The sequence below is a fragment of the Prevotella sp. ICM33 genome (genome assembly GCF_000517825.1).
GTDB classification, from domain to species: Bacteria; Bacteroidota; Bacteroidia; order Bacteroidales; family Bacteroidaceae; genus Prevotella; species Prevotella melaninogenica.
In genome coordinates this window covers 62273-86230 of record NZ_JACD01000006.1, presented here as the reverse complement: position 1 = coordinate 86230, position 23958 = coordinate 62273, and the positions used below count along the sequence as shown (strand labels likewise).

General features: G+C 41.3%; 18 protein-coding genes. 4 read left to right on the top strand and 14 right to left on the bottom strand.

Annotated elements, in window-relative coordinates; genetic code table 11:
• Nucleotide 1: 1 nt before the first annotated feature.
• From HMPREF1505_RS01285 to HMPREF1505_RS01245, 10 genes are all read right to left on the bottom strand, one after another.
• A complete protein-coding gene (locus HMPREF1505_RS01285) occupies nt 2-4144 on the bottom strand; it encodes a serine/threonine protein kinase (RefSeq protein ID WP_036921365.1) in 4143 nt (1380 codons plus the stop codon).
• Nucleotides 4145-4157: 13 nt separating this feature from the next.
• Nucleotides 4158-4325, bottom strand: a complete 168-nt coding sequence (locus HMPREF1505_RS12740; protein ID WP_081722904.1) for a CpXC domain-containing protein — start codon at nt 4323-4325, stop codon at nt 4158-4160.
• Nucleotides 4326-4601: 276 nt separating this feature from the next.
• Nucleotides 4602-6284, bottom strand: coding sequence for an RNA-binding domain-containing protein (locus HMPREF1505_RS01280; protein ID WP_036921362.1), 1683 nt, complete (start codon nt 6282-6284; stop codon nt 4602-4604).
• Between the two features lie 3 nt (nt 6285-6287).
• On the bottom strand, nt 6288-7682 hold the full coding sequence (locus HMPREF1505_RS01275; protein ID WP_036921359.1) for a restriction endonuclease subunit S: 1395 nt from the start codon (nt 7680-7682) through the stop codon (nt 6288-6290).
• Nucleotides 7682-9718 (bottom strand): class I SAM-dependent DNA methyltransferase, encoded by a 2037-nt coding sequence (locus HMPREF1505_RS01270; protein ID WP_036921356.1) that lies wholly within the window; start codon nt 9716-9718, stop codon nt 7682-7684. The genes HMPREF1505_RS01275 and HMPREF1505_RS01270 overlap by 1 nt, the downstream gene beginning before the upstream one ends.
• Nucleotides 9719-9789: 71 nt before the next feature.
• Nucleotides 9790-10098: a helix-turn-helix domain-containing protein gene (locus HMPREF1505_RS01265; protein ID WP_081722903.1), complete on the bottom strand. Its 309-nt coding sequence runs from the start codon at nt 10096-10098 to the stop codon at nt 9790-9792.
• A gap of 544 nt (nt 10099-10642) precedes the next feature.
• Nucleotides 10643-11110 carry a hypothetical protein gene (locus HMPREF1505_RS01260; RefSeq protein ID WP_051412283.1) on the bottom strand — a complete coding sequence of 156 codons (468 nt, stop codon included), beginning with the start codon at nt 11108-11110 and terminating at the stop codon, nt 10643-10645.
• A 70-nt stretch (nt 11111-11180) separates the two neighbouring features.
• Complete coding sequence (locus HMPREF1505_RS01255; RefSeq protein ID WP_036921350.1) at nt 11181-12440, bottom strand: site-specific integrase; 1260 nt, start codon at nt 12438-12440, stop codon at nt 11181-11183.
• A gap of 28 nt (nt 12441-12468) precedes the next feature.
• A complete protein-coding gene (locus tag HMPREF1505_RS01250) occupies nt 12469-13698 on the bottom strand; it encodes a site-specific integrase (RefSeq protein WP_036921349.1) in 1230 nt (409 codons plus the stop codon).
• A 433-nt stretch (nt 13699-14131) separates the two neighbouring features.
• Nucleotides 14132-15394: an Nramp family divalent metal transporter gene (locus HMPREF1505_RS01245; RefSeq protein WP_036921347.1), complete on the bottom strand. Its 1263-nt coding sequence runs from the start codon at nt 15392-15394 to the stop codon at nt 14132-14134.
• 753 nt (nt 15395-16147) lie between these two features.
• On the opposite strand from HMPREF1505_RS01245, the gene HMPREF1505_RS01240 reads away from it, so the two are divergent.
• The 4 genes from HMPREF1505_RS01240 to HMPREF1505_RS01225 are packed head-to-tail and all read left to right on the top strand — an operon-like array spanning nt 16148 to nt 20481.
• The gene (locus tag HMPREF1505_RS01240; RefSeq protein ID WP_036921345.1) at nt 16148-17866 is read left to right on the top strand and encodes a glutamine--tRNA ligase/YqeY domain fusion protein; all 1719 of its coding nucleotides are present in this window, start codon (nt 16148-16150) and stop codon (nt 17864-17866) included.
• 17 nt (nt 17867-17883) lie between these two features.
• The gene (locus tag HMPREF1505_RS01235; protein WP_036921343.1) at nt 17884-19077 is read left to right on the top strand and encodes a hypothetical protein; all 1194 of its coding nucleotides are present in this window, start codon (nt 17884-17886) and stop codon (nt 19075-19077) included.
• Nucleotides 19078-19108: 31 nt separating this feature from the next.
• Nucleotides 19109-19759, top strand: a complete 651-nt coding sequence (locus tag HMPREF1505_RS01230; RefSeq protein WP_004359927.1) for a DedA family protein — start codon at nt 19109-19111, stop codon at nt 19757-19759.
• 35 nt (nt 19760-19794) lie between these two features.
• Nucleotides 19795-20481 (top strand): RNA polymerase sigma factor RpoD/SigA, encoded by a 687-nt coding sequence (locus HMPREF1505_RS01225; protein ID WP_036921340.1) that lies wholly within the window; start codon nt 19795-19797, stop codon nt 20479-20481.
• A gap of 24 nt (nt 20482-20505) precedes the next feature.
• Here the strand turns inward: HMPREF1505_RS01225 and HMPREF1505_RS01220 are convergent, their stop codons facing one another.
• The 4 genes from HMPREF1505_RS01220 to HMPREF1505_RS01205 all read right to left on the bottom strand — a co-directional run bounded on the left by HMPREF1505_RS01220 (nt 20506) and on the right by HMPREF1505_RS01205 (nt 23771).
• Nucleotides 20506-21537, bottom strand: coding sequence for an esterase-like activity of phytase family protein (locus HMPREF1505_RS01220; protein ID WP_081722902.1), 1032 nt, complete (start codon nt 21535-21537; stop codon nt 20506-20508).
• 361 nt (nt 21538-21898) lie between these two features.
• Nucleotides 21899-22966, bottom strand: a complete 1068-nt coding sequence (locus HMPREF1505_RS01215; protein WP_036921337.1) for a mannose-1-phosphate guanylyltransferase — start codon at nt 22964-22966, stop codon at nt 21899-21901.
• A gap of 128 nt (nt 22967-23094) precedes the next feature.
• Nucleotides 23095-23424, bottom strand: coding sequence for a hypothetical protein (locus HMPREF1505_RS01210; RefSeq protein WP_004359936.1), 330 nt, complete (start codon nt 23422-23424; stop codon nt 23095-23097).
• A 65-nt stretch (nt 23425-23489) separates the two neighbouring features.
• The gene (locus HMPREF1505_RS01205) at nt 23490-23771 is read right to left on the bottom strand and encodes a winged helix-turn-helix domain-containing protein (protein ID WP_036865141.1); all 282 of its coding nucleotides are present in this window, start codon (nt 23769-23771) and stop codon (nt 23490-23492) included.
• Between the last annotated feature and the right edge of the window lie 187 nt (nt 23772-23958).

Genomic DNA, 23958 nt, shown 5'->3' with positions numbered 1-23958 from the left:
ATCATTGCACGTTAAGAGGTTCAATTACTATATGCTTTTGACCATCCAATCGTATAGCAGTGAACTTGCGATTATTCTTTGTCACAAGTATCTCCGAATACGTTTTTGCCTCCAGCAAATTCTTAAATATCTGAAGTTCTATGAAGCGACCACGCAAGTCGTTCACAGAAGGGCTAAAGCCTGCGTGAATGTATTCCAGCATTTCATACAAGTCGAGACTTACCGTCAGTTGGATAAACTTATCCTTTTTATGGCGGAATATCAAACTGTCGCTTTCATACTCGATGTACTTTGTCAAGTATTCAGTCTTATTCACATAGAGCTCGAACTCATCCAATGAGAAACGACGGTAGCTCTTTGAAATGGGGTCTGCCACATTTGAACTTGCCAAAAGAAGATAACCCTTAGTTAGCATTTCATTAGAACAGCCCTCACTGGCAGAAATTGCACTCGCAAGGTCTTGCATAGTTTTGGTCAATTCCTTTGGATCTTCAAGGCGCAACTGCTTTTCAAAAGCACTGGCATATCGATAAGGTAATCTTCTTCTGAAATCAATGGCTCCTTCAAAATATTGATGACGCACGAACGACTTATGACGACTTGTAACAGCCATACGAACATCATCCGACTTCACTTCGTATGCAGGGATAATTTGATTGCAATCATTGAAATCCTTCAGCAAAGAGCGTGTACGGTCGCTGAAGATAATATAATCGTTCGGACGTTTCGTGCGATAGTACAAATCACGGTCGAATGCCGGTAAAGCCACACCTGCAACGTCTGTTTCACGAAGTAACTTTACCAAACGGTCGTTCGATTCCAGTGTCGGCAGCTCGAAGCATTCTACCTTGTTGGGGTCCGGGTATGTAACAGGCGCAGTCAGGTTGAAATAGTAATATTGCCAATAGTACTCAGGTACATTGTCGGCATTTACCAATTCAATCAGTGCCTTTACTTCCCCACACGAATAGTCGCGAGTCAACATCCACGCAATCATCGAGCGCAAGTCGCGCATGGTGATATGGAGTTCACGTTTATAAACGATGGTGCGCACCAACCATTCCAAACGGTTGATGACCTCATCACCAGCGCTGGTATCTTGGAAGGTGTCCACATTGTATTTGATAAAGCAACGGTCGGCCACAGGACAGTTTTGACACTTACCCCACAATTCAGGGCGTGTCAACTTCTTCATCTGTTGTGCCAACAAGCTCGGAGTCTTTGTTTCAGCATCGCGAGCTGTTACAGAGCGAAGGTTCAAGTTTATCACCATCAAACCCGGCAATAACTCAGCATGACCTTCTTTATAGAAGTACTCCTCGATGTTGTCCTGCAGCACACGCAATTCAGGACGCATTGACAAAAAGTCCACCAAGCGACCCTCGTTGATAGCAATCACACGTCCTTCTTGAGCTTGCGTATAATCATTCAGACCATAAAAAGGAGAAAGGAACTCAGCCAATACATCATCATTAGCTTTGTCGTCTTCATCCTGTGAACCATCATAATTTGACTCGAATCGAACACCAGAAATATAGAATTGCGAACCATTGTTCGTGTCAAATTGCTGCTTATCCACGCCCTTATCTTCTATGCGATGAATAAAGGCAGTCTTACCATCACCTGCATTACCAGTAATGATAATCAATTTGTACTTCAAAGCTTCAATATCGGCAATTAACTCTCTGTCCAAGCGAGTTTCAGAATAAGTTAACGTATCAAACGCATGTTGAGCTACGCCAGCACGTGTACCTCCATTGCCATGGCGGCTTTGGCTATATAATGAGTTAATGTAGTCCACAGGATTCCCAACATCTTCTCCATTGTGAGTAACAGAAATGACAGATGAATCCTTTTGCATACCATCCAATCCGATAGTGTTCAGTGCATCCAGCATCTCTTGTGCTGTTTTGAAACGATTATTCTTATCGGTAATGATCGACTTCATCACAAAATCAGCCATCTCATTGGATAGTTTATCATTATAGTTTCGAATATCAGTAGGCAACTTGTGAATGTTTGGACGCAAGTTTCCACCAGGCCATGGATAAGCATGGGCAAGCAGTTCGTAAAGCGTGATGCCAAGCGCGAATGTGTCGGCAGAGCAATCCCAGTCAATCTTATTGCCTGAAACGATAAGGTCAGGAGCCATATAAGGGAAGGTTCCTCCAAACGACTTATCATCTGTCGTAGCCGAAATATTGAAATCAATCAACTTGTACAGCTGGCGTTTGTGCCACATAATGTTGCTGGGCTTGATGTCGCGGTGGTACACAGGAGGCTCTTTGCTTTGCATATAGACCAAAGCATTAAGAATCTGTGTTGCCATCTTGAAAATTTCATCAGCAGGAAGGCGCAAATCACCCTTTGTGTATTCTTGAAGGTTTTCGCCATCAAGCAATTCCATCAAAGTAAAGAATAAACCACCGGGAACGGTTCTGTCGTTATGTTTGAACTCTACAATGTTGGGATGATGTAATTCTTTAAGCGCATTAAACTCATTGATGGCATTATCAATAGAGGCATCCTTCTCGAATATCTTGATGGCCAAGAACTGCTTCTGCATGTCGTGCCATACCTTAAATACTCGTCCAAAGCCACCACGTCCTAATATTTCATGAAGTGTCATGCTGGGAGAAACTTTCATACCAGGCTTCATATCCTTCAGGTACAACGCCTTCTCCGCATGTTGGGTCGAAGTCGTATGAGAAGTTGCAATCGTTTTATGTACTTCTTCATCAATCGCCGCATTGAGGAAGTCAAGCACTTCATCCGCTGTTTGCCAACGTTTATCTGCATCAGCCACAATCGTCTTCTTTACAAACTCATCCATCCATGCAGGTAGCTCTTTCAGCACATGGCTGGGTAGATGGTCTTCAGGAAGTTCACCACCCAAAGCGGTCATAAATGTCAAGACGCTATCAAAAGGTAATTTGCCCACCATCAGTTGGTAGAATACTACACCTAAAGAGTAGATGTCGCTGGCAGACGTTACATCGCCATCCAATAGTTCTGGAGCAGTGAAAGGAGACGACTGATCGCCCGCTGAATTTACTGAGAAACTCAAGTCGATATGCTCTACAAACCATGACATTCTAAAGTTAGCCAAGGCTGCTCTGCCGCCTTCATACACATAAATATTCTCAGGACACACATTACGATGATATACCTGCACCTTGTGGGCTGCCTTCAAAGCGTTCGCCACATCCATGATGATGCTAAGCTTATCGGTCTGCTTAAAAGTCTTTTGATTGAGCTTTGCACGCAGAGAACTCTCATCTTGATAGCGACTTATCTCATAGTAGTAAGTCTGCTCTTCGTTCATCTGGCACTTTGTATTGACAATATAAGGAGAGTCGCCAATCTTCTCCTGTGCCATATAAGCATTTTGCACAGACAGGTTGAGCTGCTGTAGTTCCTTCGGGCTCTTATCGGCTACATCCAGAGGATATTCGCGCACACGGTAACGAGCCGTAGCGATAAACTGCGGAACACAGAGGTACTCCGTAAACTCTTCCGTTTCTTGAAGTTTCTCTTCGATGGTATAGTTGAAAATGGTGGTGCGTTCTGCACGTCTTCTTTCCACAGATTCTCCTGTAAGGAAATCGGTAAGTTGCGCCATCAATGGCTGAATGCCGTTTTCCGAACGTGCCACGAGTTCATGGTTGGAGATAAAATCAACAAGCGCATCCCCAAGTGTGAACGTCTGCTTGTAAGTGTCACAAGTTGGATCCAAACCAAACTTTGATTGCTGAGGATGGCTCAACGTAACCAAAGTAATGATTTGGCCAAAGTTCCAGTCGGGATGTTGATTCTTAATTTTAGAAGCGAGGATGCGGCTCTTTAGTCCGGCTGTCTTATGTGGGTTTGCCACTTCTTGACCATTACGGAACCAAGCATAGTCGTCGCCTTCGAGATTTCCTGCCCAATCCTTATTTTCAATATGGTAGAGGGCATGAGGAGTCACCACAATACAGTCATACTCCCAATACTTCATGATACGGTTTGGTCCCGTAATGGCAATGTTGCAGTTGGGAATGATGAAATAATTGTTGGGCAACTTCACGGACAGATAATCGAGCAAACGCTGTTCACCGGCGTTTACAGGTCCATCATCATGAGGAGGTCTTTTGATTATTGCCATAAATATGCTGCTTTTATTTGTTATTATCAAGTATGTTCTTTAGTCTGCCAATGAGGCGGTCACTCAATATTTGTCTCCGAAGTTCGGGATCGAGGTCCACATTCACCGACTCCCAAAGGTCAAACTCACCTTTATGATGGCAGTGCGGACACTCTATTTGTTCTTTATGATACCTTGACATGGGCTATATGTTTTATATTAGTTGGAAGATCTTAAACAATCCGTTATCTTATCTCAGCAAATGACCAGCAAATAGAATCTACGTTATAAAGCATTGATACTCCATGTTAGCCCTAGTACATGGTGCACTTCAGCAAATGGCCAGCAAATAGAAATCGGAATATAACCGAATTATAACCGAATTATAACCGAATTATAACCGAATTATAACCGAATTTCAATGTAATATGCTTGATAATGAACTACTTTGCAAATTCATCCATGAATTATAGCCGAATTATAACCGCAGTTTAGTCAATCCTATTTCGGTTATTCTCCATGTTCTTCCTTCTATTTGAAGTAAGTCTGATACCCCCATCTTAGAGAGCAAACGCCCTAAATACCTTTTCTTTGAAGTAGCATTCATTGAAGCAGGAAGGTTCTTGTGTAAGGCTTCATAAACATCTGCCAACTTAAACCCTTCATTACCAGCATCCCTTGCTAATTGCAGAATGGTTTGCTCAAGCAGTTTTTCCTCAAGCCCCTTTTCCTTGGTGTAATGTCCAATTTGATGCGTCAACTTAGCGACAGTTAGCGAAATAATATAGTTGGGCGAACGTCCTTCTATGAGTCCTTTCTCCTTCAAATGCTTGATGGCATCTTTGGTGACAGGACGATGCTTTTGAATGGCATCCAACCAAACACATTCTTTTAGCGTCAAGTCTGTGTTTGTTTTCAGTAGAGAACTATACTTTTCATCAAGCATCTTACCGTAAATGGTCACGTCAACGCTACGCTTATTATTATCGATGTCATAGTCAGGCATTGGGAAATAGCGATTACGCTGTTCAGCAAAAATCTTTTTGATGCCACGTCCTACGGTATCAATCATGTTGAAGTTTACCATACCTGTGCAAAGACATTCATTACGATAATGGCGCTGAGGGCCTTTATGCTCTAACGCATTCTCGATAGTACCGGGAATGAAGCTGCCGCCATTGCCATAGTACAGTTTGTCGTCGCCTTCCACAAACGAGATGCGTTCTTGAAGCGTATAGTCCTGATGAGCGATGCAATTATGGAGAGCTTCGCGTATGGTATAGTCGTCATACTGCTTCATGGTGTCAGGAAAGAGCGTACCACCAGGCAATTCACGCATGGTTTTGTTACGTATCTTGGCCAAAACTTTATCCACGGTCAAAATAAAGGGAATCGTGAAGTGTTCGTAGTCAATCACAGTCTCATCTTTATCTTCCCATGTCCATGTAATCTGCGCCACAGCGGGATGTATCTTCTGAAGTGAGAGAGGTTTGCCAAGTAGCAAGATGGCAGCACGTGTGAGTTGTCCGTCACGCATTACGCCACTATTAGAGAGAAATTCGTCTACTGTCCAACCATCTATTTCTTCAGCAGGAATCGAAGATTTATGTACCTTCTTATACATGATACGAGCGGTAGCAATAGCCAACTCATCAAGATCATCTATCGTTGCGTTAGGCACCAATTGTGCTGTCCAATCAGGATTTGGTGGCTGTTGGCGTATCTCGTCTTGTTTGGCTTGGTTGAGTGGTTTCAAACTCTCACCATCACGTCCGTATGCAATGCCCTTCCACTTCATTACGATGTTTCGAGGTGTGGCAGGAACCTTGAACAAGAGCACACGTTTGCCTTCCACCTCCAACGGAATAATCTCTCGAAAGATTAATCCGTCAGTGGTATGTTGCGACATATCTTGTTTCAATTTATTGAGTGCCACTTCACCATCTTTGAAGGAGGTACCAACAATCTCATGTTTCTTATCCCACACGCCAAACACAATCCAGCCAAACTCGCGTTCACGCAAGTTGGCTTCGTTGCTGAGGGCAGAGAAGTACTTGCCCAACTCATCCACATCAAAGTTGGTTTCAGCCTTCTTAAATTCTACCACTTCATTTTCGGCATGTTCCCAAAGGTGGGTGAATATTTCTATGTTTTCGTCCATACGCTAATTCTTTTTTGAGGAGGTCCAACTTTCAATTTCTTGTTCTACTATCAAGATGGCTTTTTCTTCTGCACAAAACGCGCGGTAGGTACAATCCTTATATTGTTTAATCAAAGCCGTAATCTCGTCGCTTAGCTCTTGGGTAGGCTTTACAACAGGAATTGATTCAACATGAAAAGGTTCAATACGTTCGATTACCGATCCATACTTCATTGATTGCATATAATCATTGGCTAAGGGCAGTTGAAGATATGCAAACAAGTATTCGGCTGTAAAAAGAGCGTCGTTAGATTCTATACGTATAATGTCTTGAGATCCGATAGCACCTTTGTCCTCATATTCTTTTGTTATGTATTTCACTTGACCTACAGAACCAGCGCAAGTAATCAATAACTGTCCCTCACGCAATTTCATCAAATCAACGAAAGGTGTTTTTGAACGAGAAAGGTGATCGCATCGCATAAAGGGATTAACACTGAATATTTCAGAGCCTTTGATGTATGGCAGACCTTCTTTCACATAGCATCGCTTAAATATCCCAGGTCTATAGATGTTTACATTACAGCTTCCAAGTTCAACGCAATAATCCTTCAGATATTCAAACATCAACACACTATTATTCATAAGAGCTGGAGGATCCAAACGGCATTGAAGAGAATTTCTAATGTCATGTATATTACGTGTGGCAGTGACACAGCCAGAAGTGGAAGCAAAATCATTATTGATATAATCAGACAATAGCTTTTTTGCAGTTTCCAATAAGCGGGTTGCTTCTTCTCGCAATCTTGCAGACTCTTGAATCAAATCATCTACTTCTTGCTGAAACGATTCAGGAAAAACAGGCACTAATATAGCCTTCGTCTGTATATCATTAATATGCTTAACCACACCCCCAAACTGAGATTGTGTAATCTGGTTATAACCATATATTCCCGAAAGAAATACATAAAGCGTCCCTTTGTTTACCTTATTGTCATTAGGTACAACCCGAATTAAATCGTGAGTTGCTATATGGTTTTCAAACGTTTTGTTTGTATAAGTTACATTGCCTAATGTACCAGAACATGTAATCAAAATCCAATCCTTTTTAAGAATCAAATTCTTTAGAGTCTTAGCTTGTTTATTTGATAAGAATCTACCCGTTTCAATGTTTGCTAATACAGTGTCAGATGCAGCTAAATAAGGCATACCATGTTCTTTGTCCTTTACAAAAACACGAGAAAAGATATTCCCTAAAAAGACTTGGCTCGCATTTTCACCCACAGTAGATAACTCATAAGGAGAGTGTGCAAGTTGTTCACGAGCCTGCACACCATCACTTAAATGAACGTCTGGGTCTATTCTATAACCAGAGCCAGAACGATGAAATACGTTCGAATTAATTATACCTATTTTCATTACTGATGCTCCTCCACAAATTTAGCATAAGCCGCAGCCACTTCGGGCAGATCGTCTGCCAAACGCTTGATGCGTTCACGGCGGCTGCGTACAATTTCGCGTCCGTTGTCGGCATAGGTTAGCCATTTCTTCTCGTGGGCAAAGAGAATCTCTGCACCATCTTCATCCTTCTTATAGATGGGCACACCACGACGGTCTTTGCCGACTTGCTCTACAATGGCCATAAACACATCGTAGTCTTCTTTATCCAAAGGAATTAGTAGTTCTTCGGCAGTCTTCTTTTGAAGGAAGAGCAACGATGCCTGTACACCCACCTGCGGCAAGAAGGTCTCAACGGGGAGGTCCACTGATGCCAAGAGCTTGAAGTGCTCTAAGATCCATTTACGCACACTCTCGGTGTTGGGGTTACCCAAAATGCCATCAGGTAGCACAATACCCATCTTGCCACCGGGCTTCAAGAAATTATAGCATGCCTCAATGAAGAGCACTTCAGGAGCATTGCTATTCAACGCATAGCGACGAGCAATCTCCACATCCACTTCCACTTTGGCTCCAAATGGCGGGTTGGTGAAAATCATGTCAAACTTGCCTTGTGCGTTGTCTGCCGACGTACCAAATGGGAAGTCCTTGTCCTTGCTGTATTTGATGCTCTCATTGACAGCTTCTGCAATAAGTGGACGGTCGGGCTTATCACCTTGCGGATAATCTAGTGAATTGATGTTGAAGATATTGCTATGACCATCACCTGCCATCACCATGTTCATGCGCGCTGCCTTCTTCAAGTCGGGGTCGAAGTCGAAACCGAAAATCATCTTTTCGGCATAGTTGCGTACCAAATCATCCACCTCGGGCGTATTAACACGTGCTGCCAAGCGCACATCGTCCAATTCAGGATAAAGGTTGCGTGTAATCTTGTGACGAACATGGTCGAGCACGGTCACCAAGAAACCGCCCGAACCACAAGCGGGGTCAAGTACACGGGTGTTTTGGTCGGGATCGAGCATCTCCACCATACACTTGATGATGTTGCGAGGGGTGAAGAACTGACCAGCCTCTTGTTTCAATGTGTTGCTCACAATGGTTTCGTAAGCCGTACCCTTTACATCAACCGTAGCATCAAGGAAAGAATACTTTGCCAACTCTGCTGCCACGAAAGCAAGGCCACGGTCGGAAAGCATAATCTGCTCCGAACCGTCAAAGACATCACGGAATACTTGGCTTTCTTTCAATTCTTCAAAAAGGCCACGAATGCGGTCGGCCACAGCCTTGCGGCCCTCTTCGGTAAACTGTTCTTTCACACCTACCCAAAAACGGCGACGGTAACTGATACCTTCTTTGGCATCCATATTGCGACGCTTTTCATCGTAGAGTTTGCAGAAAATGAGGTTCAACAATTCCCAAAAGGCCGTCTTCTTCATACCCTCATTGCCATAGATGTAGTCGTGGCAGCGCTTGAATGTCTTGATAAGCGACTCATTGGCCGGCTTACGCGGCATGGCACGGTCGCCCTGAGCTTCAAGGTCGGCAAGCGTTTGGCCATTGGCAGGAAAGTCCGAAATGTCTTGGGTCTCAGCTTGACCAAAGTCATCTTCCGTATAATAGCGATAATGCAAGTCCTCACCATTGGTCCAGCAGCCAAACTTACAGTCTGTGAAAGTAAGGATATTGTCGAGCATGGCATCCACGCCCTTCTTTGCATCGGTGGGCTTCACCTTTGCATCCTTAGCCACCACCACAAAGCGAATCAGATTCTCTACCACATGCGCCTTGCCAGCGTCAAAAATAGCCAAATCAACCGCTTGAGCCCGACTCTTATCAGAATCAGGTTCTTTATAAGTCACCCTAAAATCACGTTCCATGTCTTCAGGGGCAAATCCATATTCTTCAGCCATCATATCAATCATCGACTGAAGTGTGAGTTCTTTATCTGTAGCTTTCACAACCTTATTGGTGAGTGCACAAACCAGCTGGTTATCTTCCAATACCAGCTCGTCTTTTTCTTGTGCATTATCTACCGAAGTTGTCTTCTCTGCCATAATTTACAAAATTACTGTCTTTGTTCCACATAACCATATCCAAGTTTGTCCATCTGCTGATTTGCAGAAGATTAGTCTAGATTGGTCTTTATCTCACTCTTCGCAAGATGGAGCGCTCGCTGAGCCACACTGTCTGACTCGTCCTTTGTGACATTGATGATTTTATCTGCCGTCCACAAGGAACGCAGTTCATCCTCATCAACCTTGAGTATCTTCGCCATAGGCTCAATATACTCATCTCGGAAAGGTCGAATACCTCTCTCTATCCTGCTATACATCGGTGCATCCACACCAATTGCGTCTGCCATTTGACGCTGCTGTACATTCAGCTCTTCTCGGAGCTGCTTAATACGTGCGAGTAACATGTTTGAGTTTACCATGTGACCAAATTATATCATTAGTACTCTACAAAGATAACACATAATTGTCAAAAACAGACAAGTTTTATCCAAAATCTTCATTTTCAGCTTTATTTCCTTCATAAACATGCTATTCAGCATATATCTATGGCTATAACCTTATTATATAGCATCTTATCCATGTTAGTCCATGTTATATAGATTCCATGGTTATACGAAATGTTTGCTATAATTTTGCTTCCAAAAAGAACAAATAACCCCATAGCTGAACATTCTATCATCTTACTATTCTTAGGAGATATGCGATAGAATTCCTCCCAGCAATATATCAAATTTGGTATAAGTTTATAAATCTTTAATTTATTTTGGTTGCAAAGTTATATACTGGATATGCCAAAACGCAGCATATATTTAAAAAAGTAGTTATATTGTAGTTATTATATATCCTACATTATAACTACTCGTTAATCCTTTCTCTTTCACCGCTTTACCTTTAATGTAGTTATGTAGTTAGATATAACAGTGAAAGAAAAAGGATATAATCAGTAATCTGTATAACTGCCAATCAGCACCCCTGTACGCCACTTGTATCAACAATAATAGGAATGAATCTTGGCGCAGGAGATTGCAGCCTTTGGCAGAGATATTTCCTAAACATACCTGCCTCTATGCTGTCAAGATGAAAGGAAAGGGCGATGATAATGGGCAAGGGGCATAGTGGCGCATAACTCTCCACGTTATCCCCCTGCTTACTTACGCTACTGATGGCATTAGCTGCTTTTATCTCATAATGCTTCAAGCACATAGTCTGTTTTATAAGCCTGACCTTATGATTAATTTTCTGCCAACTAACATTGAAAAACCTTGCCAGTTCGCCCTCCGTCATAGCAACCTCTCCCTTTCCTTGACGAATAACACGCATACCATCGCTCCACTCAAAAAAACTTCGCACGATAGCTTTACTTATATTGTCATTGGACTGCTTTTCCTCTACCTTTCTCTGGTCGTCCTTTTGATGATGCTTTGCTTTCATATTTACACCTCTTTCATTGATTATCTGTTATCATTTTATGATGCCCGAAAGTTCATTTTCCCCTCTGACCTTACACCACTGTTTTATATGGTTCCTTTTCCATTATCTCATTAGTACACTTATGCTTGGCGATGAGCCTATCCATATCCTCCGAAATCTTGCAGTCGGTTACCTCCGCATAAATCTGCGTACTTACAATTGATGCGTGTCCCATCATCTTGGCGATGCTCTCTATGGGAATACCTGCACTTAGACACATCGTTCCGAAGGTATGTCTTCCCATGTGATAGGACAGACGTTGTTTGATACCACAAGCCTTGCCTACGATGCTTAACTTCGCTGCTAACACACTTCTGCTGCAATAAGGTTGAAAAATAAAGCGATTATCCATATCCGTGTTATTGCCTTCTTCTTTCACCGCTTGTAGCTGCCTTTGCTGCTCGATAATCGTCTTGGCAATGGGGTGTAACGGCACAATGAACTCCACCTTGGTCTTCTGACGCTCCTTTCTTATATACATCTGTCCGTCCGCTGCACTCTTGATATGCCCAAACGTCAAGTGTTCCATATCCGTAATGGCTAAACCTGTGAAGCAGGAGAAGATGAACATCCGTCTGGCAAGCTCGGCATCACTATCACATATCTTCATAGCCATCAGTTTTTTCACATCCCTCTTACTAAGAAAACGAATTGCCTTTTCTACCTTTTCATATTCTGCATGCTCAAATGGGTTATAACGAATGATGCGCTGACTTACCGCACGGAACATTAAACGGCTCAGCCAACAAAGATAGTTGTTGATAGAAGAACCTCTCAACCCTTTCTTTTTAAGAAAGAAGCGGTATTCCTCAAACAATTCCTCTGTTACGCTTCGGATTTCTATATCCTTACCGCCTAAGTCCTTTATAAACTCGCACAGCATTCTATTTGCATAGCAAAGGTTAGTGTATGTACCTTCTGCCTTTGATTTGCCCACACCTTCCTTTACCGATTGTAATTCTGCATTGCTAAGCTCCAACAAAGTGGTAGGAGAAGTTGCAATGCCCTGCAATCTGTTTTTAAGCAGTTCAGCACTTACCACTCCGTCTTTTAGGAGCAGTTCCTGATAGGTCTTTTCTACAAGTTCCCTGAATGATTGCAGGCGAAGATTGGTTTTCTTGTCCGTTGTTATTCCTTGTTTTGAGTTCCACTCCGCAGCCTTACATTCTTCGTTTGTGGTAATAACAGAGTTCTTGCCATCTATCGTGATACGGCAGAGTATAGAGGTCTGGCCGTTTGCTTTAGTCTTTTGTCTATTGATATAAAACAGTGTTTTGAATGTACTTCTCATAATGATTTTAGTTTTAATATGCCTATTGCTAAATACTCATCTGCATATCCTCCGTGAAAGAAAGGAAACGCTCAAACTCCACAAACAGCTTTTGTGGCGTAACCTTTGCATACCGTTCGGTCATACTCACGTTACTATGCCCCAACATCTTGCTCACCGTTTCTATCGGTACTCCTTGTTCAAGGGTAATGAGCGTGGCAAAGGTATGCCTTGCCGTATGCGTGGTAAAGGGAAAGGCTATGCCTGCTCTTAGGCGCAATGCTTTAAGATACGATTGATAGGTGGCATACTTCATCTGTGGCAGCAGCCTTTCCCTTTCATCGCTCTTGTATTTCTCTATTATCCTGATGGCTTCGGGTAGCAACTTGATACGGCAAAGTACTCCTGTCTTCTGCCTGTTGAACTTCAGCCAAAGACTTCCCTCATTATCACGGACAAGATACGACCTGTTTAACTCCATCAAATCGCAATAAGCTGCACCCGTATGGCAGGCAAAGACAAACAAGTCCCTTGCTGTTTCCATTTCCTCCTCCAACTCTCCAAACTGTATGTTCATTAGTTTGTCAAGCGAACACCTGTCAAGAGCTTTGGGTAGTTTCTTGTCGCCTTTGCTTACCTTGACTTTGTCAAACAACAAAATATCGGCTAATCCTTCACGGTAAGCCAATCTGCACACCGTTTTCAAATGGGTTGCAGCATTATAGAACGTACTTTCCTGAAACCCGCAAATCCCCATAAAGTATTGTTGGAAGTCGTAGATGAACTGCTCAGTAAGCTGTGAGAAAGCCAAATCAGAAACCTTATACCTACTTTTTATAAAGTTCTGTAAATGAGTACGAGTGGAATGGTAGCCAAATATGCTTTTTCCCTTTATGTCAATGCCTATATGGTTTTCTTTCTCTTTGATGAGTCTATCCAGTCTTTCAATAAGCATACACTTAGATTGAACGCTTCCTTGAAATTCCTCTTTTATATCAGTTGCATCAAATGGACAACCTTTGGATAGCAGAGACTGATAGGCTGTTTGGACGGATAGCAGAAGGATTTCCAATCTGCCGTTCACTTCCACCGCCTCACGGCTCTTTCCGCCCATTCTACGTTCACGGGGATTCCACAAATCGGGATTGCAGGACAGCTTGCAACTGAACTGCGCAATACTCTTTCCAAGCGTAATACGTCCCATAATGGGAGCTTTACCCTGCTTATCCTTTCCGCTCTTTTTGAGGTAGAGCAACACCTTCATCTTTTCTGTTTTCATACGCCTTAATTTTTATGGGCAAAGTTACCCGAATTAAAGCGTTCTTTACTTATGCAGAAAATTGCCGACCAATGCAACAGGCACACGAGAGAAAATAATTTCAGTTATCTACCTCTGCTTTTAGTTACCTACCTCAAATCTTGGTAATGATTTAGTAACTGAACTTTTGCTTAAATCCGCACTTTCCTGCCTTTTACAAATAGAGCAGTTTTATGCAAATTATTTCATATCCTGTTCATTATCAGTCAGTTTGCACAAACTTCGATTTTTCTTTATTTTCAAGGATTAGTTGCATTGCAAAAGGGCGTTAGTTGCATGCCAACTAACGCCCTTTTGGACCTCAATTAACGCCCAATTAGAACGCAATTAAGCATCTTTTAATTTTTAAGATGTGAATTTATTTTACAACATTCCACCTTGCAAGGCATCACCACTATGAAATACTCTCTATCAAAAGCCATATATTAAGTAAGGTGACAATGCCTGCCAACGAGTAAAGGAAGACCATATTCAACTTACTATTGGCATACTTACCCATCACACGCTTGGAAGATGTCAGACCAACTTGTAAGAAAACGGTGAAAGGAAGTTGGACAGAAAGGAACATCTGTGAGATAATCAATCCCTTAAATGGGTCACCAATAAAGAATATCATCAGAAGGGCAATACCTAATGAAAGCACAATTCCGGCAATAGAGTGCGTATCTTTTGCATTATATGACTCACCAAAAAGTCCAGAGAAGATACTACCCGCAGCCATTCCACTGGTTATCGTACTTGAAATACCCGCCAAAAGTAAGGCAATAGCAAATATATTCGCTGCATTATTACCTAACAGCGGTTGTAACATTGCTTGCGCCTGAGACAGTTCATCAACGTGCTGACCATGAGAGAAGAATGTACTTGCTGCCAAGAGAATCATCGCAGAGTTAATAGCCCAACCTACAATCATTGAAAAAAGGGTATCAACAAACTCATATTTCAACATGTGCTGGATACGCTTGTCACCCTCCAAATTAATCTCACGACTCTGTACAATCTCTGAGTGAAGGAAAAGGTTATGAGGCATCACAACCGCTCCCAACACACTCATGATAATCAAGAGAGAACCTTGTGGGACTGTTGGAACGAATGCTCCCTCAATAGCTGCAGGCCAATGAATATCAACGAGAAAGAGTTCATAAACAAACGAAAGACCTATCATTGACACAAAGCCAATGATAGCACGTTCCATCTTCTTATAGCTATTCGTAAAAAGCATTATCAATACAGCCACTGTTGTTAAGACAGAGCCTGTAGGAATACTAATACCAAAGAGCATTTGTAGTGCAATAGCACCACCAAGAATCTCTGCTAAAGAGGTAGAGATACTGGCAAGAATTGCACTCAAGATGATAGGACGACCTATCCATTTAGGTGCATACTTAACTGCTGCTTCACTGAGACAGAGTCCTGTCACAATTCCAAGATGAGCAACATTATGCTGTAAAGCTATAAGCATAATTGTCGAAAGGGTTACTACCCATAACAAAGCATAGCCATACTCTGAACCAGCAGCAAAGTTACTTGCCCAGTTTCCTGGGTCGATAAAGCCTACGGTCACCAACAAACCGGGACCAATAAACTTAAATATATCTAAGGCTCCCAACACACGTGGGTGGTCCTTACGTTGTAGTTCTTTTAATATATTCTTCATTCTAATTAAGTTTTATGCAAAGTTACAATATCTATATGACAAACTACAAGATGATAAGAGAATATTGAAAAAAATACAAACAATTAGGTAGGTGGATTTAAGGAAAGTTCGTTTCAAACTAAATGTATAATATTACCATATACTATTCTCCAATAAAACGAATAATAAAAGGTTGGTACGAAGCGTTAAAATGTACTTTGAATGGTCACAATAACACCTAAGTTTAAATCAGAAAGTCGCTTAAAAGAACTATAAAGAAAAATATAAGACTTTGTTTAAGAAACCTAAAACGAATCTACAAAATACTGTAAACAAAATTACAGAACCAAAAAGTTACTAAAAACAAAAATGCCCTACGCTTCACAGCGATGGGCATTCAATCTCAATAGGTATTAGTTTCTTTAAGGTAAAAAGATTGTATTCAGGATAACGTTTGCAAAGATAGGGCATTATTTTTATATGTGCAAACTTTTATGCAACTTTTTTATTAATAATGAAACATTTGTTATCAGACATACACCTATCTCTGAAAGCCGTTCACATTCACTTTTATTAAACACTTTAAAAAGATAAAGAAAATTGGTTTTATTTCGTTACTGAAAATATACAAAACATTATAAAACATTACTCGAAAAGCATTTTGCATGAATAATTTCAAACTGCATAAAAGAATATACATTATTATTTAGAACAAAGTGCATCATAAACAAGAAAAAATGAGTAACTTTGCAGCATAATAATAAATAGGAAAATATGACTACGATAGAGAACAACACCAATGAGGAGAAGCGTAGCTTGAGCTTCGTAGAACAACTGGTAGAGGAAGACCTCGCAAAGGGTAAGAATGGAGGACGTATTCAGACACGTTTCCCGCCAGAGCCAAATGGCTATCTTCATATTGGTCATGCGAAAGCGATTTGCATGGACTTTGGTGTAGCTGAAAACTATAAGGGAATTTGTAATCTTCGTTTTGATGATACAAACCCAAGCAAGGAGAATAACGAATATGTAGAGAATATCCTTCATGATATTAGCTGGCTTGGCTTCAAATGGGGTAACATTTATTATGCAAGTGATTACTTTGAGAAGTTATGGGACTTTGCTGTTTGGATGATTAAGAAGGGCTTGGCGTATGTTGATGAGCAGACTTCTGAGCAGATTGCGACACAGAAAGGTACACCAACAACGCCTGGTACTGCATCACCATACCGTGATCGTCCTATCGAGGAAAGCCTTGCTTTGTTTGAGCAGATGAACACACCAGAGGCTGTTGAGGGAAGTATGGTGCTTCGCGCGAAGCTCGATATGGCTAATCCTAACATGCACTTCCGTGATCCAATCATATATCGAATCATTCAGATTCCACATCATCGCACAGGTACAAAGTGGCATTGTTATCCAATGTATGACTTTGCACACGGACAGAGTGACTACTTTGAGGGTGTTACCCACTCTATCTGTACACTTGAGTTTGTGCCTCACCGTCCTCTCTATGATAAGTTTATTGACTTCTTAAAAGAAAGTGATGGCACCGATGATAACCTATCAGATAACCGCCCACGACAGATTGAGTTCAACCGCTTGAACCTTACTTATACAGTAATGTCAAAGCGTAAACTTCATACATTGGTTGATGAACATCACGTCAAGGGATGGGATGATCCACGAATGCCGACACTCTGTGGTATGCGTCGTCGTGGTTATTCTCCAGAGTCTATCCGTAACTTCATTGATTCTATTGGCTATACTAAGTTCGATGCACTCAATGATGTAGCGTTGTTGGAGGCTGCTGTACGTGATGACTTGAACAAGAAGGCGACACGTGTTAGCGCTGTTCTCGACCCTGTAAAGCTTGTTATAACCAACTATCCAGAAGGAAAGACTGAGGAGATGGAGGCTATAAACAATCCAGAGAATGAGGCAGATGGTTCACATACTATCACCTTCTCAAAGAATCTTTGGATTGAACGTGCTGACTTTATGGAGGATGCTCCAAAGAAATTCTTCCGTATGTCTCCAGGTAAGGAAGTAAGATTGAAGAACGCTTACATCGTTAAGTGTACTGGTTGTACTAAGGATGCTGAGGGCAATATCATTGAGATTCAAGCAGAATATGATGCTGACAGCAAGAGTGGTATGCAGGGTGCTGACCGTAAGGTGAAGGGTACTCTCCACTGGGTAAGTGCTGACCACTGCTTAAAGGCAGAGGTACGTGAGTACGACCGCTTGTTCAACGTAGAGAATCCTGCTGCTGACGAGCGTGATTTCCGTGAGCTTCTCAATCCAGAGAGCCTTACTGTACACACTGAGTGCTACGTTGAACAGTATCTCGCTGAGAAGAAACCGGGTGATTACCTACAGTTCCAGCGCACAGGTTACTTCATGCTTGACCCAGATACAACAGCCGACCACCTCGTGTTTAATAAGACTGTTGGCTTGAAGGATACTTGGGCAAAGAAGACCAAAGCATAACTAAAGTAAAATAAGATTTGGATATATACTATCAGAGTGATAAATTCAAGCAAGTCCTTCATAGATATGAAGAACTGCAAAAAGACAACATCAGCGAGTTCCTCGACCCTGAGGAACTGACTGATGTTGCTGAATATTACCACTATATTGGTGAAGATCATAAGGCTTTAGACGCTATCGATTATGCCACCCGCTTGTATCCAACAGCCACTACTCCACTTGCTTTCAAGGCACGTTTAGCATTATTCATCGACGAAGACCCTGAGATTGCTAACGAGATAGCAGATATGATTGTTGACAAGAGTGACTTGGATTATCTCTATCTTAAGGCTGAAATCATGATTGTTGACAATAAGGTAGGCGAAGCAGATGACTTCCTTCAAAGCCAGTATGACGAGGTTATCTCACAAGAAGACCGCGAAGATTATGTCCTTGATGTTGCTGCTCTCTTTTCCGATTATGAGGAAAATGAATATGTAGAGAAATGGTTGAGCCGCTCAACAAAGACAGAAGATAACGATTATAAGGAACTTCGTGCGCGTCTTCTCAAAAGCCGTGGGAAGTATAAAGAGAGTGAATCCATTCTCAATGAGTTACTTGATACCAATCCTTATTCTGGTCCTTACTGGAACCAGTTAGCCCAGAATCAGCTTTTAAGGAATGACATAAAGGATTCAATCACATCAAGTGAATACTCCATAGCTATCAACCCTGATGATGAAGAAGCTATCCTCAACAAGGCCAACGGACTCTTTACACTTGGGAATTATGAGGAATCTCTGAAGTACTACGAGCGTTATAAGAAGCTCTGCCATAATCAAGATACAACTGTCGTTGATGTTACTATCGGACATATACATCTCATGCAGGGCAATGCTTCAGAAGCGCAACGATATTATCATTTGGCTTTAGCAGAAACACAGAGCAAGAGTCTGACACTCATCCATATTGGTATTTCAACCTTTGACAATGGATATGTCGAATATGCTTACAACATCTTTAGTACGTTATTACCAGAAATGGATGACGACTGGGACATCGGCTTCGCATACCTCGCACGCTGTTGTTATGAATTAAAGCTAAAAAAGGAGTTCAATATATACTTGCGACAAGCCGTTGAAAGGAATCCAGAGGAGAGTATAGAGGTACTATCAGACCTCTATCCAGAAGGAACAAGCCCACAAGACTACCCCAATATTCGTATTTTATAACAAACAGAATTATAATTAATAACATATCATTATGAGTTTTATCACATCCATGCTTGGACATCTCAACTATGGCACCATCTTTATTTTGATGCTTCTTGAAAGTACGGTTATCCCTGTACCATCAGAATTAGTTGTTGCCCCAGCTGCCTATCATGCTGCCGCAGGCAACCTTGATATATGGTTGGTAATTCTTTTCTCCACTTTAGGAGCAGACGTTGGTGCAACTATTAACTATCTTGCAGGATGGTATCTTGGTCGCCCTATCATCTATAAGTTTGCCAATAGTAAGTGGGGACACTTGTGTTTATTGAATCAAGAGAAAGTTGAAAAGAGCGAACGATACTTCGATGAGCATGGTATGGTGGCTACAATCACTGGCCGTCTCTTGCCAGGTATTCGCCATCTTATCTCCATTCCAGCAGGATTGGCGAAGATGAGCTACTGGAAGTTCTTGCTTTATACTACTATAGGTGCAGCCTCATGGCACACTATTCTTGCACTTTTAGGACATTACATGCACTCTTTTGTACCAGAAGATCAGCTCCAAGAGAAGATTTTAGAGTATGGAGAGTATATTAAGTTTGGTCTTATCTTCTTGGTAATTGTTGTTTGTTTTTACTTCCTTGTTAAGTGGTATGTAAAGAAAAAGAAGAACAACAAGAACCATTCACAGCAGGTATAACCCTATATAATAATATTCTACCACAACACTTTTTTATGACTTCAAACGAGAAATACATAGAAGATATAGCTAACGAGCAACTTCTTTCAGATAAAGAAGAGCAGGAGTTAGCAGAGAAGATAAAGGTTGGTGACGCAAGAGCTTTGGAGAAGTTGACCAAGGCTAACTTGAAGTTTGTTGTTTCATTGGCTCATCAATACCATAACCGAGGATTGGGTGAAGACGACCTTATCAGTGAGGGAAATATTGGTATGATGTATGCCGCACAGAAGTTTGATGGTTCAAAAGGTGTACGCTTTGTTGTCTTTGCGGCTCCTTACATCCGTAAAGCTATGGAAGAGGCTATCAAAGAGCAAGCAACACTCTATAAACTGCCTAAGAACGAGACAAGTAGATTTGAACAGAAGCGTTCACATGCTATCTCTATTGACCAGCCTGTACCAGTAGGTAGCAATAATAACTTCACACTTCAGCATATCCTTGAGAATGAAAATGCCAAGCATGCTGACGAACATCTTAACCAAGAAATCCTCAGCAATGAAATCCAAAAAGGATTAGATGTACTTAATGAACGTGAAAAAAGGGTCATCACTTATATCTATGGATTGACTGGAGCACACTATACGATGGCAGAGATTGCGGAGGATATGGGATTAAAACGAGAACGTGTACGCCAGATTCGTGACAAGGCTTTGCGCAAACTTCATAAGAAGATGAAATAAAAGCAGCACAAAGCTGAATAGGATTCATCGAATAATAATCGTACGAAACCAGTCACGAAGAACACCACCATATTGGTCTTGGCTGTCAGCACAAAGTACTATAACTTGGCTTCCGTCTGCAAGGCGGGGGCCAAGACACATACCCTCATAGTTAGCAAGATTCTGACGAAGCAGTCCTAAGGAGGTTTTCCACGTTGCAATCAAAGTCTTCTGCATATACGGGCTATCTGTATCAAGTGCTTTTTCTTGACTGATAGTCACAGACTTCACTGGGTCAACACAATAAATCTTATTCTCTACAAACGAACCAATTTTACTTGAGGTTACCACAAATTCACGCTCTAAAACGAGTAATTCTCCATCATCTAAAGCTGCCATTGCTGGCACACCCATTGCATAATTAGACACAGAAGGCTGACTCTCCGCAGCATCCATCAAATAAGCATACTGTTCTTGAGGAACGAAAGAGTCATCGAAACTTTGAAAACGAAGTCTATTCTTCACTTGATTCTTTGCATTAGCTTGTTCTCCATCTATCTTCAACGTACTTTCAGAAGTCGTCCAAAAACGATGCGTATAGGCATTGTAAGTTAGTGCTTCAAAACTATAAGCAGGTATAGCCATACTGAAAACGGAGGGAATAGTAAGCTTCCGACCCGTCAGTTTACCATTCATTCCATATTCTAAGATACTATTATCTGTTTCACGGGATATAAACAACGTGCTGTCCTTAGGAAAGAAAGCTATGCCCTCTTCATCTTTATTCAACTCGCCCGATGATTGGAAGCCCTCATTCACAACGTCTTTAATATCTCCACTAACAGAATCTAACTGTATACGAAAGCGAAAGAAGCCACTTTCAGACGTCTTATCAGAAACCACTGCATAACGATCACCACCCAGCCATGTCAACCCGCTATAGTTTCCTTTAGGAACTGTACGCTGAAAGTAATGCTGTGGATTGAGTCTGACAAGCTGTTGAGCTTGTGCAAAAAGCGTAAATGGAAAACAGAAAACAAAGAATAAAATATGCTTGAGTTTTAGTTTCATAACCATGATTTTTTGGTTTTAAGCCGTCTAACAATGACTTCCTTTTATCTTAATCAATAAAGTCTTATTATACAAGATAAGGTCAATTAACATCCTTCCTATCCTTGGCACATACTGTGCGAAGGCTTCGCACGAAGCGTGCGGAGGGTGAACACCAATGGTGCGGGGACCTAACACAGTACAAACGAACCTCAGAAAGAGAACGAAAAGTTGGTTAACTCAATCAGACAACAGCCTTCTTAATCGTTAAACAAGCTATTAGTACATCTCACATAGCCCTCTTGTTATAAAAGAGATATGCGTAGGTCTCGTTTATAAAACAAGTACCTACGCAAGCTATTAATTTACGAATTCAAATTGAATAAGCCTATCCTTCTCCTGTAAACTGCTTCAGACGCTGCTCTTCAGAAAGGCGACAAATAAGCAATTTACCATCCTGTTCAGCTACAATATAGCCGTCAAGACCTTGGATAACAACCTTACGCTCCTCCGTTGTATGAACAATACAGTTCTTACTATCAAACAGATGAACATCTTTACCAATAACAGCATTACCGTAAATATCATGCTGTGTCTGGGCAAGCAACGATCCCCAAGTTCCTAAATCACTCCATCCAAAGTCTGCAGGGCATACAAATATCTCTTCAGCCTTTTCCATAATAGCATAATCGACAGAGATATTCTCACACTCTGGATAAACCTCATCAATTACGTGTTGTTCATCGGCTGTATCTAAGACATCCATGATACGCTCGAAAATTCTTGCTATACTTGGCTGATAAATACGGAAAGCATTGACAATAGTAGAGGCACTCCAGATGAAGATTCCTGCATTCCAGAAGAAGTTATTCTGCTTGATATATTGTTCTGCTGTTGGTAAATCTGGCTTCTCACGGAACTGATCAACACGATAAATCTCACGATTACGCGCTGAAGCTGTTGAAAGGTCAGCTTGTATATAGCCATAACCCGTCTCTGGGCGTGTTGGTTTCATACCCAAAGTAACCACAGCATCCGTTTCTGCAGTAAACTTCAAACAGTTAGAAATAACACGTTTGAACTCAGTTTCATTGGTCACAATATGATCACTTGGTGACACCACGATATTAGCCTTTGGGTTCTCTTTCTTGATACGCCAACTCACGTATGCAATACAAGGTGCTGTATTACGACGGCAAGGCTCGCTCAAGATATGATTCAAAGGTATCTCTGGGAGCTGTTCATGAACTAAAGAGACATACTTTTGGTTCGTGACAACCCACACATTGTCAGAAGGAACAACACCTGCAAAGCGATCATAGGTCAACTGGATGAGTGATCTACCTACTCCTAAGACATCAATAAACTGCTTAGGACGGTCTGCAGTACTCATCGGCCAGAATCTACCTCCTACGCCACCTGCCATAATGACGAGATGATTATCAGTTTGCGCCATAACTTATTATCAAAAAATTAATATGATTGCAAATATACAAATAAAAATGAATAACGACAATTATTAATGTCGCTTTTTCTTTTTTAGTGATGCTAAGCAAGGATTACTGCGGTAATAAAGCTATAAAATCAGAAATCAAACAGATTCAGACTTCTATCTTCAGTAGGCTTTTCTTTAGGAGTTTCTACCTCATCATGAAACTGAAGAATCAGTTGTTGAGACAACTGGTTATTCTCATTTAGCCTATAAACTCCTTTCCTACTCTTTTCTATAAGAGAGTTGCAAGACTTGCTATTCTTCAAGAGATACATCTGTACATACTTGTGTACGTCTTCTTGATTAAGCGAATTGAAAAGCGAATTACAAGCATTAAAAACATGACGGGAGACTTTCTGAACTGAAAGTCCCTCGTTTCCTGCTTCAGCAAGAACTCGTAATATTTCCTTATCGTATTGCATACAAAAAGGGAGCCTATACCTTTATCATACAGACTCCCCCTCCTGTGTTATAATAATTACTCTAATTATGCAAGAGCAACTTTGTCGTTTTCACCTTTAACTTTGCCCTCCTTAAAGAGCCAACCAATGCCAAGATAAACCTCCTCAGTGCTAATATTAGCAGCCTTAGCAATCTCAGCAACTGTCAAAGCCTTGGCTTCAGCAGCAAGAGCATTATAAACATCGCCAGCCTTAAAACCGACATTCTCTGCATTAATAGCTACAACTGACTTCTTAGCAGGAGCTTTCTTAGCAGGAGCCTTCTTTGCTGCTTTAGGAGCAGACTTAACTTCTTTCTTTTCTGTCATAGTTTTACACAATTAAAGTATAGTTCAAACAATCGAATAATTATTTATATGTATCAATCTACTTAAATAATGCAAACATACAAAAGAGTTGTTAGCTTTCTTCTGGTGAATGCTATTTATTTGTTGCAAAAGTACATCAAATATTCCAATGTGTCAAATACTTACGACGAAAAGTAACAGATAATGA

Bases quoted from the DNA above. Each gene is read 5' to 3' on its own strand.
- HMPREF1505_RS01265 (WP_081722903.1), bottom strand. From the start codon at position 10,098: ATGGTAAACTCAAACATGTTACTCGCACGTATTAAGCAGCTCCGAGAA.
- HMPREF1505_RS01275 (WP_036921359.1), bottom strand. From the start codon at position 7,682: ATGAAAATAGGTATAATTAATTCGAACGTATTTCATCGTTCTGGCTCT.
- HMPREF1505_RS12740 (WP_081722904.1), bottom strand. From the start codon at position 4,325: ATGTCAAGGTATCATAAAGAACAAATAGAGTGTCCGCACTGCCATCAT.
- HMPREF1505_RS01215 (WP_036921337.1), bottom strand. From the start codon at position 22,966: ATGGCGCAAACTGATAATCATCTCGTCATTATGGCAGGTGGCGTAGGA.
- HMPREF1505_RS01230 (WP_004359927.1), top strand. From the start codon at position 19,109: ATGAGTTTTATCACATCCATGCTTGGACATCTCAACTATGGCACCATC.
- HMPREF1505_RS01220 (WP_081722902.1), bottom strand. From the start codon at position 21,537: ATGGTTATGAAACTAAAACTCAAGCATATTTTATTCTTTGTTTTCTGT.
- HMPREF1505_RS01280 (WP_036921362.1), bottom strand. From the start codon at position 6,284: ATGGACGAAAACATAGAAATATTCACCCACCTTTGGGAACATGCCGAA.
- HMPREF1505_RS01205 (WP_036865141.1), bottom strand. From the start codon at position 23,771: ATGACAGAAAAGAAAGAAGTTAAGTCTGCTCCTAAAGCAGCAAAGAAG.
- HMPREF1505_RS01250 (WP_036921349.1), bottom strand. From the start codon at position 13,698: ATGAAAACAGAAAAGATGAAGGTGTTGCTCTACCTCAAAAAGAGCGGA.
- HMPREF1505_RS01285 (WP_036921365.1), bottom strand. From the start codon at position 4,144: ATGGCAATAATCAAAAGACCTCCTCATGATGATGGACCTGTAAACGCC.
- HMPREF1505_RS01255 (WP_036921350.1), bottom strand. From the start codon at position 12,440: ATGAGAAGTACATTCAAAACACTGTTTTATATCAATAGACAAAAGACT.
- HMPREF1505_RS01240 (WP_036921345.1), top strand. From the start codon at position 16,148: ATGACTACGATAGAGAACAACACCAATGAGGAGAAGCGTAGCTTGAGC.
- HMPREF1505_RS01260 (WP_051412283.1), bottom strand. From the start codon at position 11,110: ATGAAAGCAAAGCATCATCAAAAGGACGACCAGAGAAAGGTAGAGGAA.
- HMPREF1505_RS01270 (WP_036921356.1), bottom strand. From the start codon at position 9,718: ATGGCAGAGAAGACAACTTCGGTAGATAATGCACAAGAAAAAGACGAG.
- HMPREF1505_RS01225 (WP_036921340.1), top strand. From the start codon at position 19,795: ATGACTTCAAACGAGAAATACATAGAAGATATAGCTAACGAGCAACTT.
- HMPREF1505_RS01210 (WP_004359936.1), bottom strand. From the start codon at position 23,424: ATGCAATACGATAAGGAAATATTACGAGTTCTTGCTGAAGCAGGAAAC.
- HMPREF1505_RS01245 (WP_036921347.1), bottom strand. From the start codon at position 15,394: ATGAAGAATATATTAAAAGAACTACAACGTAAGGACCACCCACGTGTG.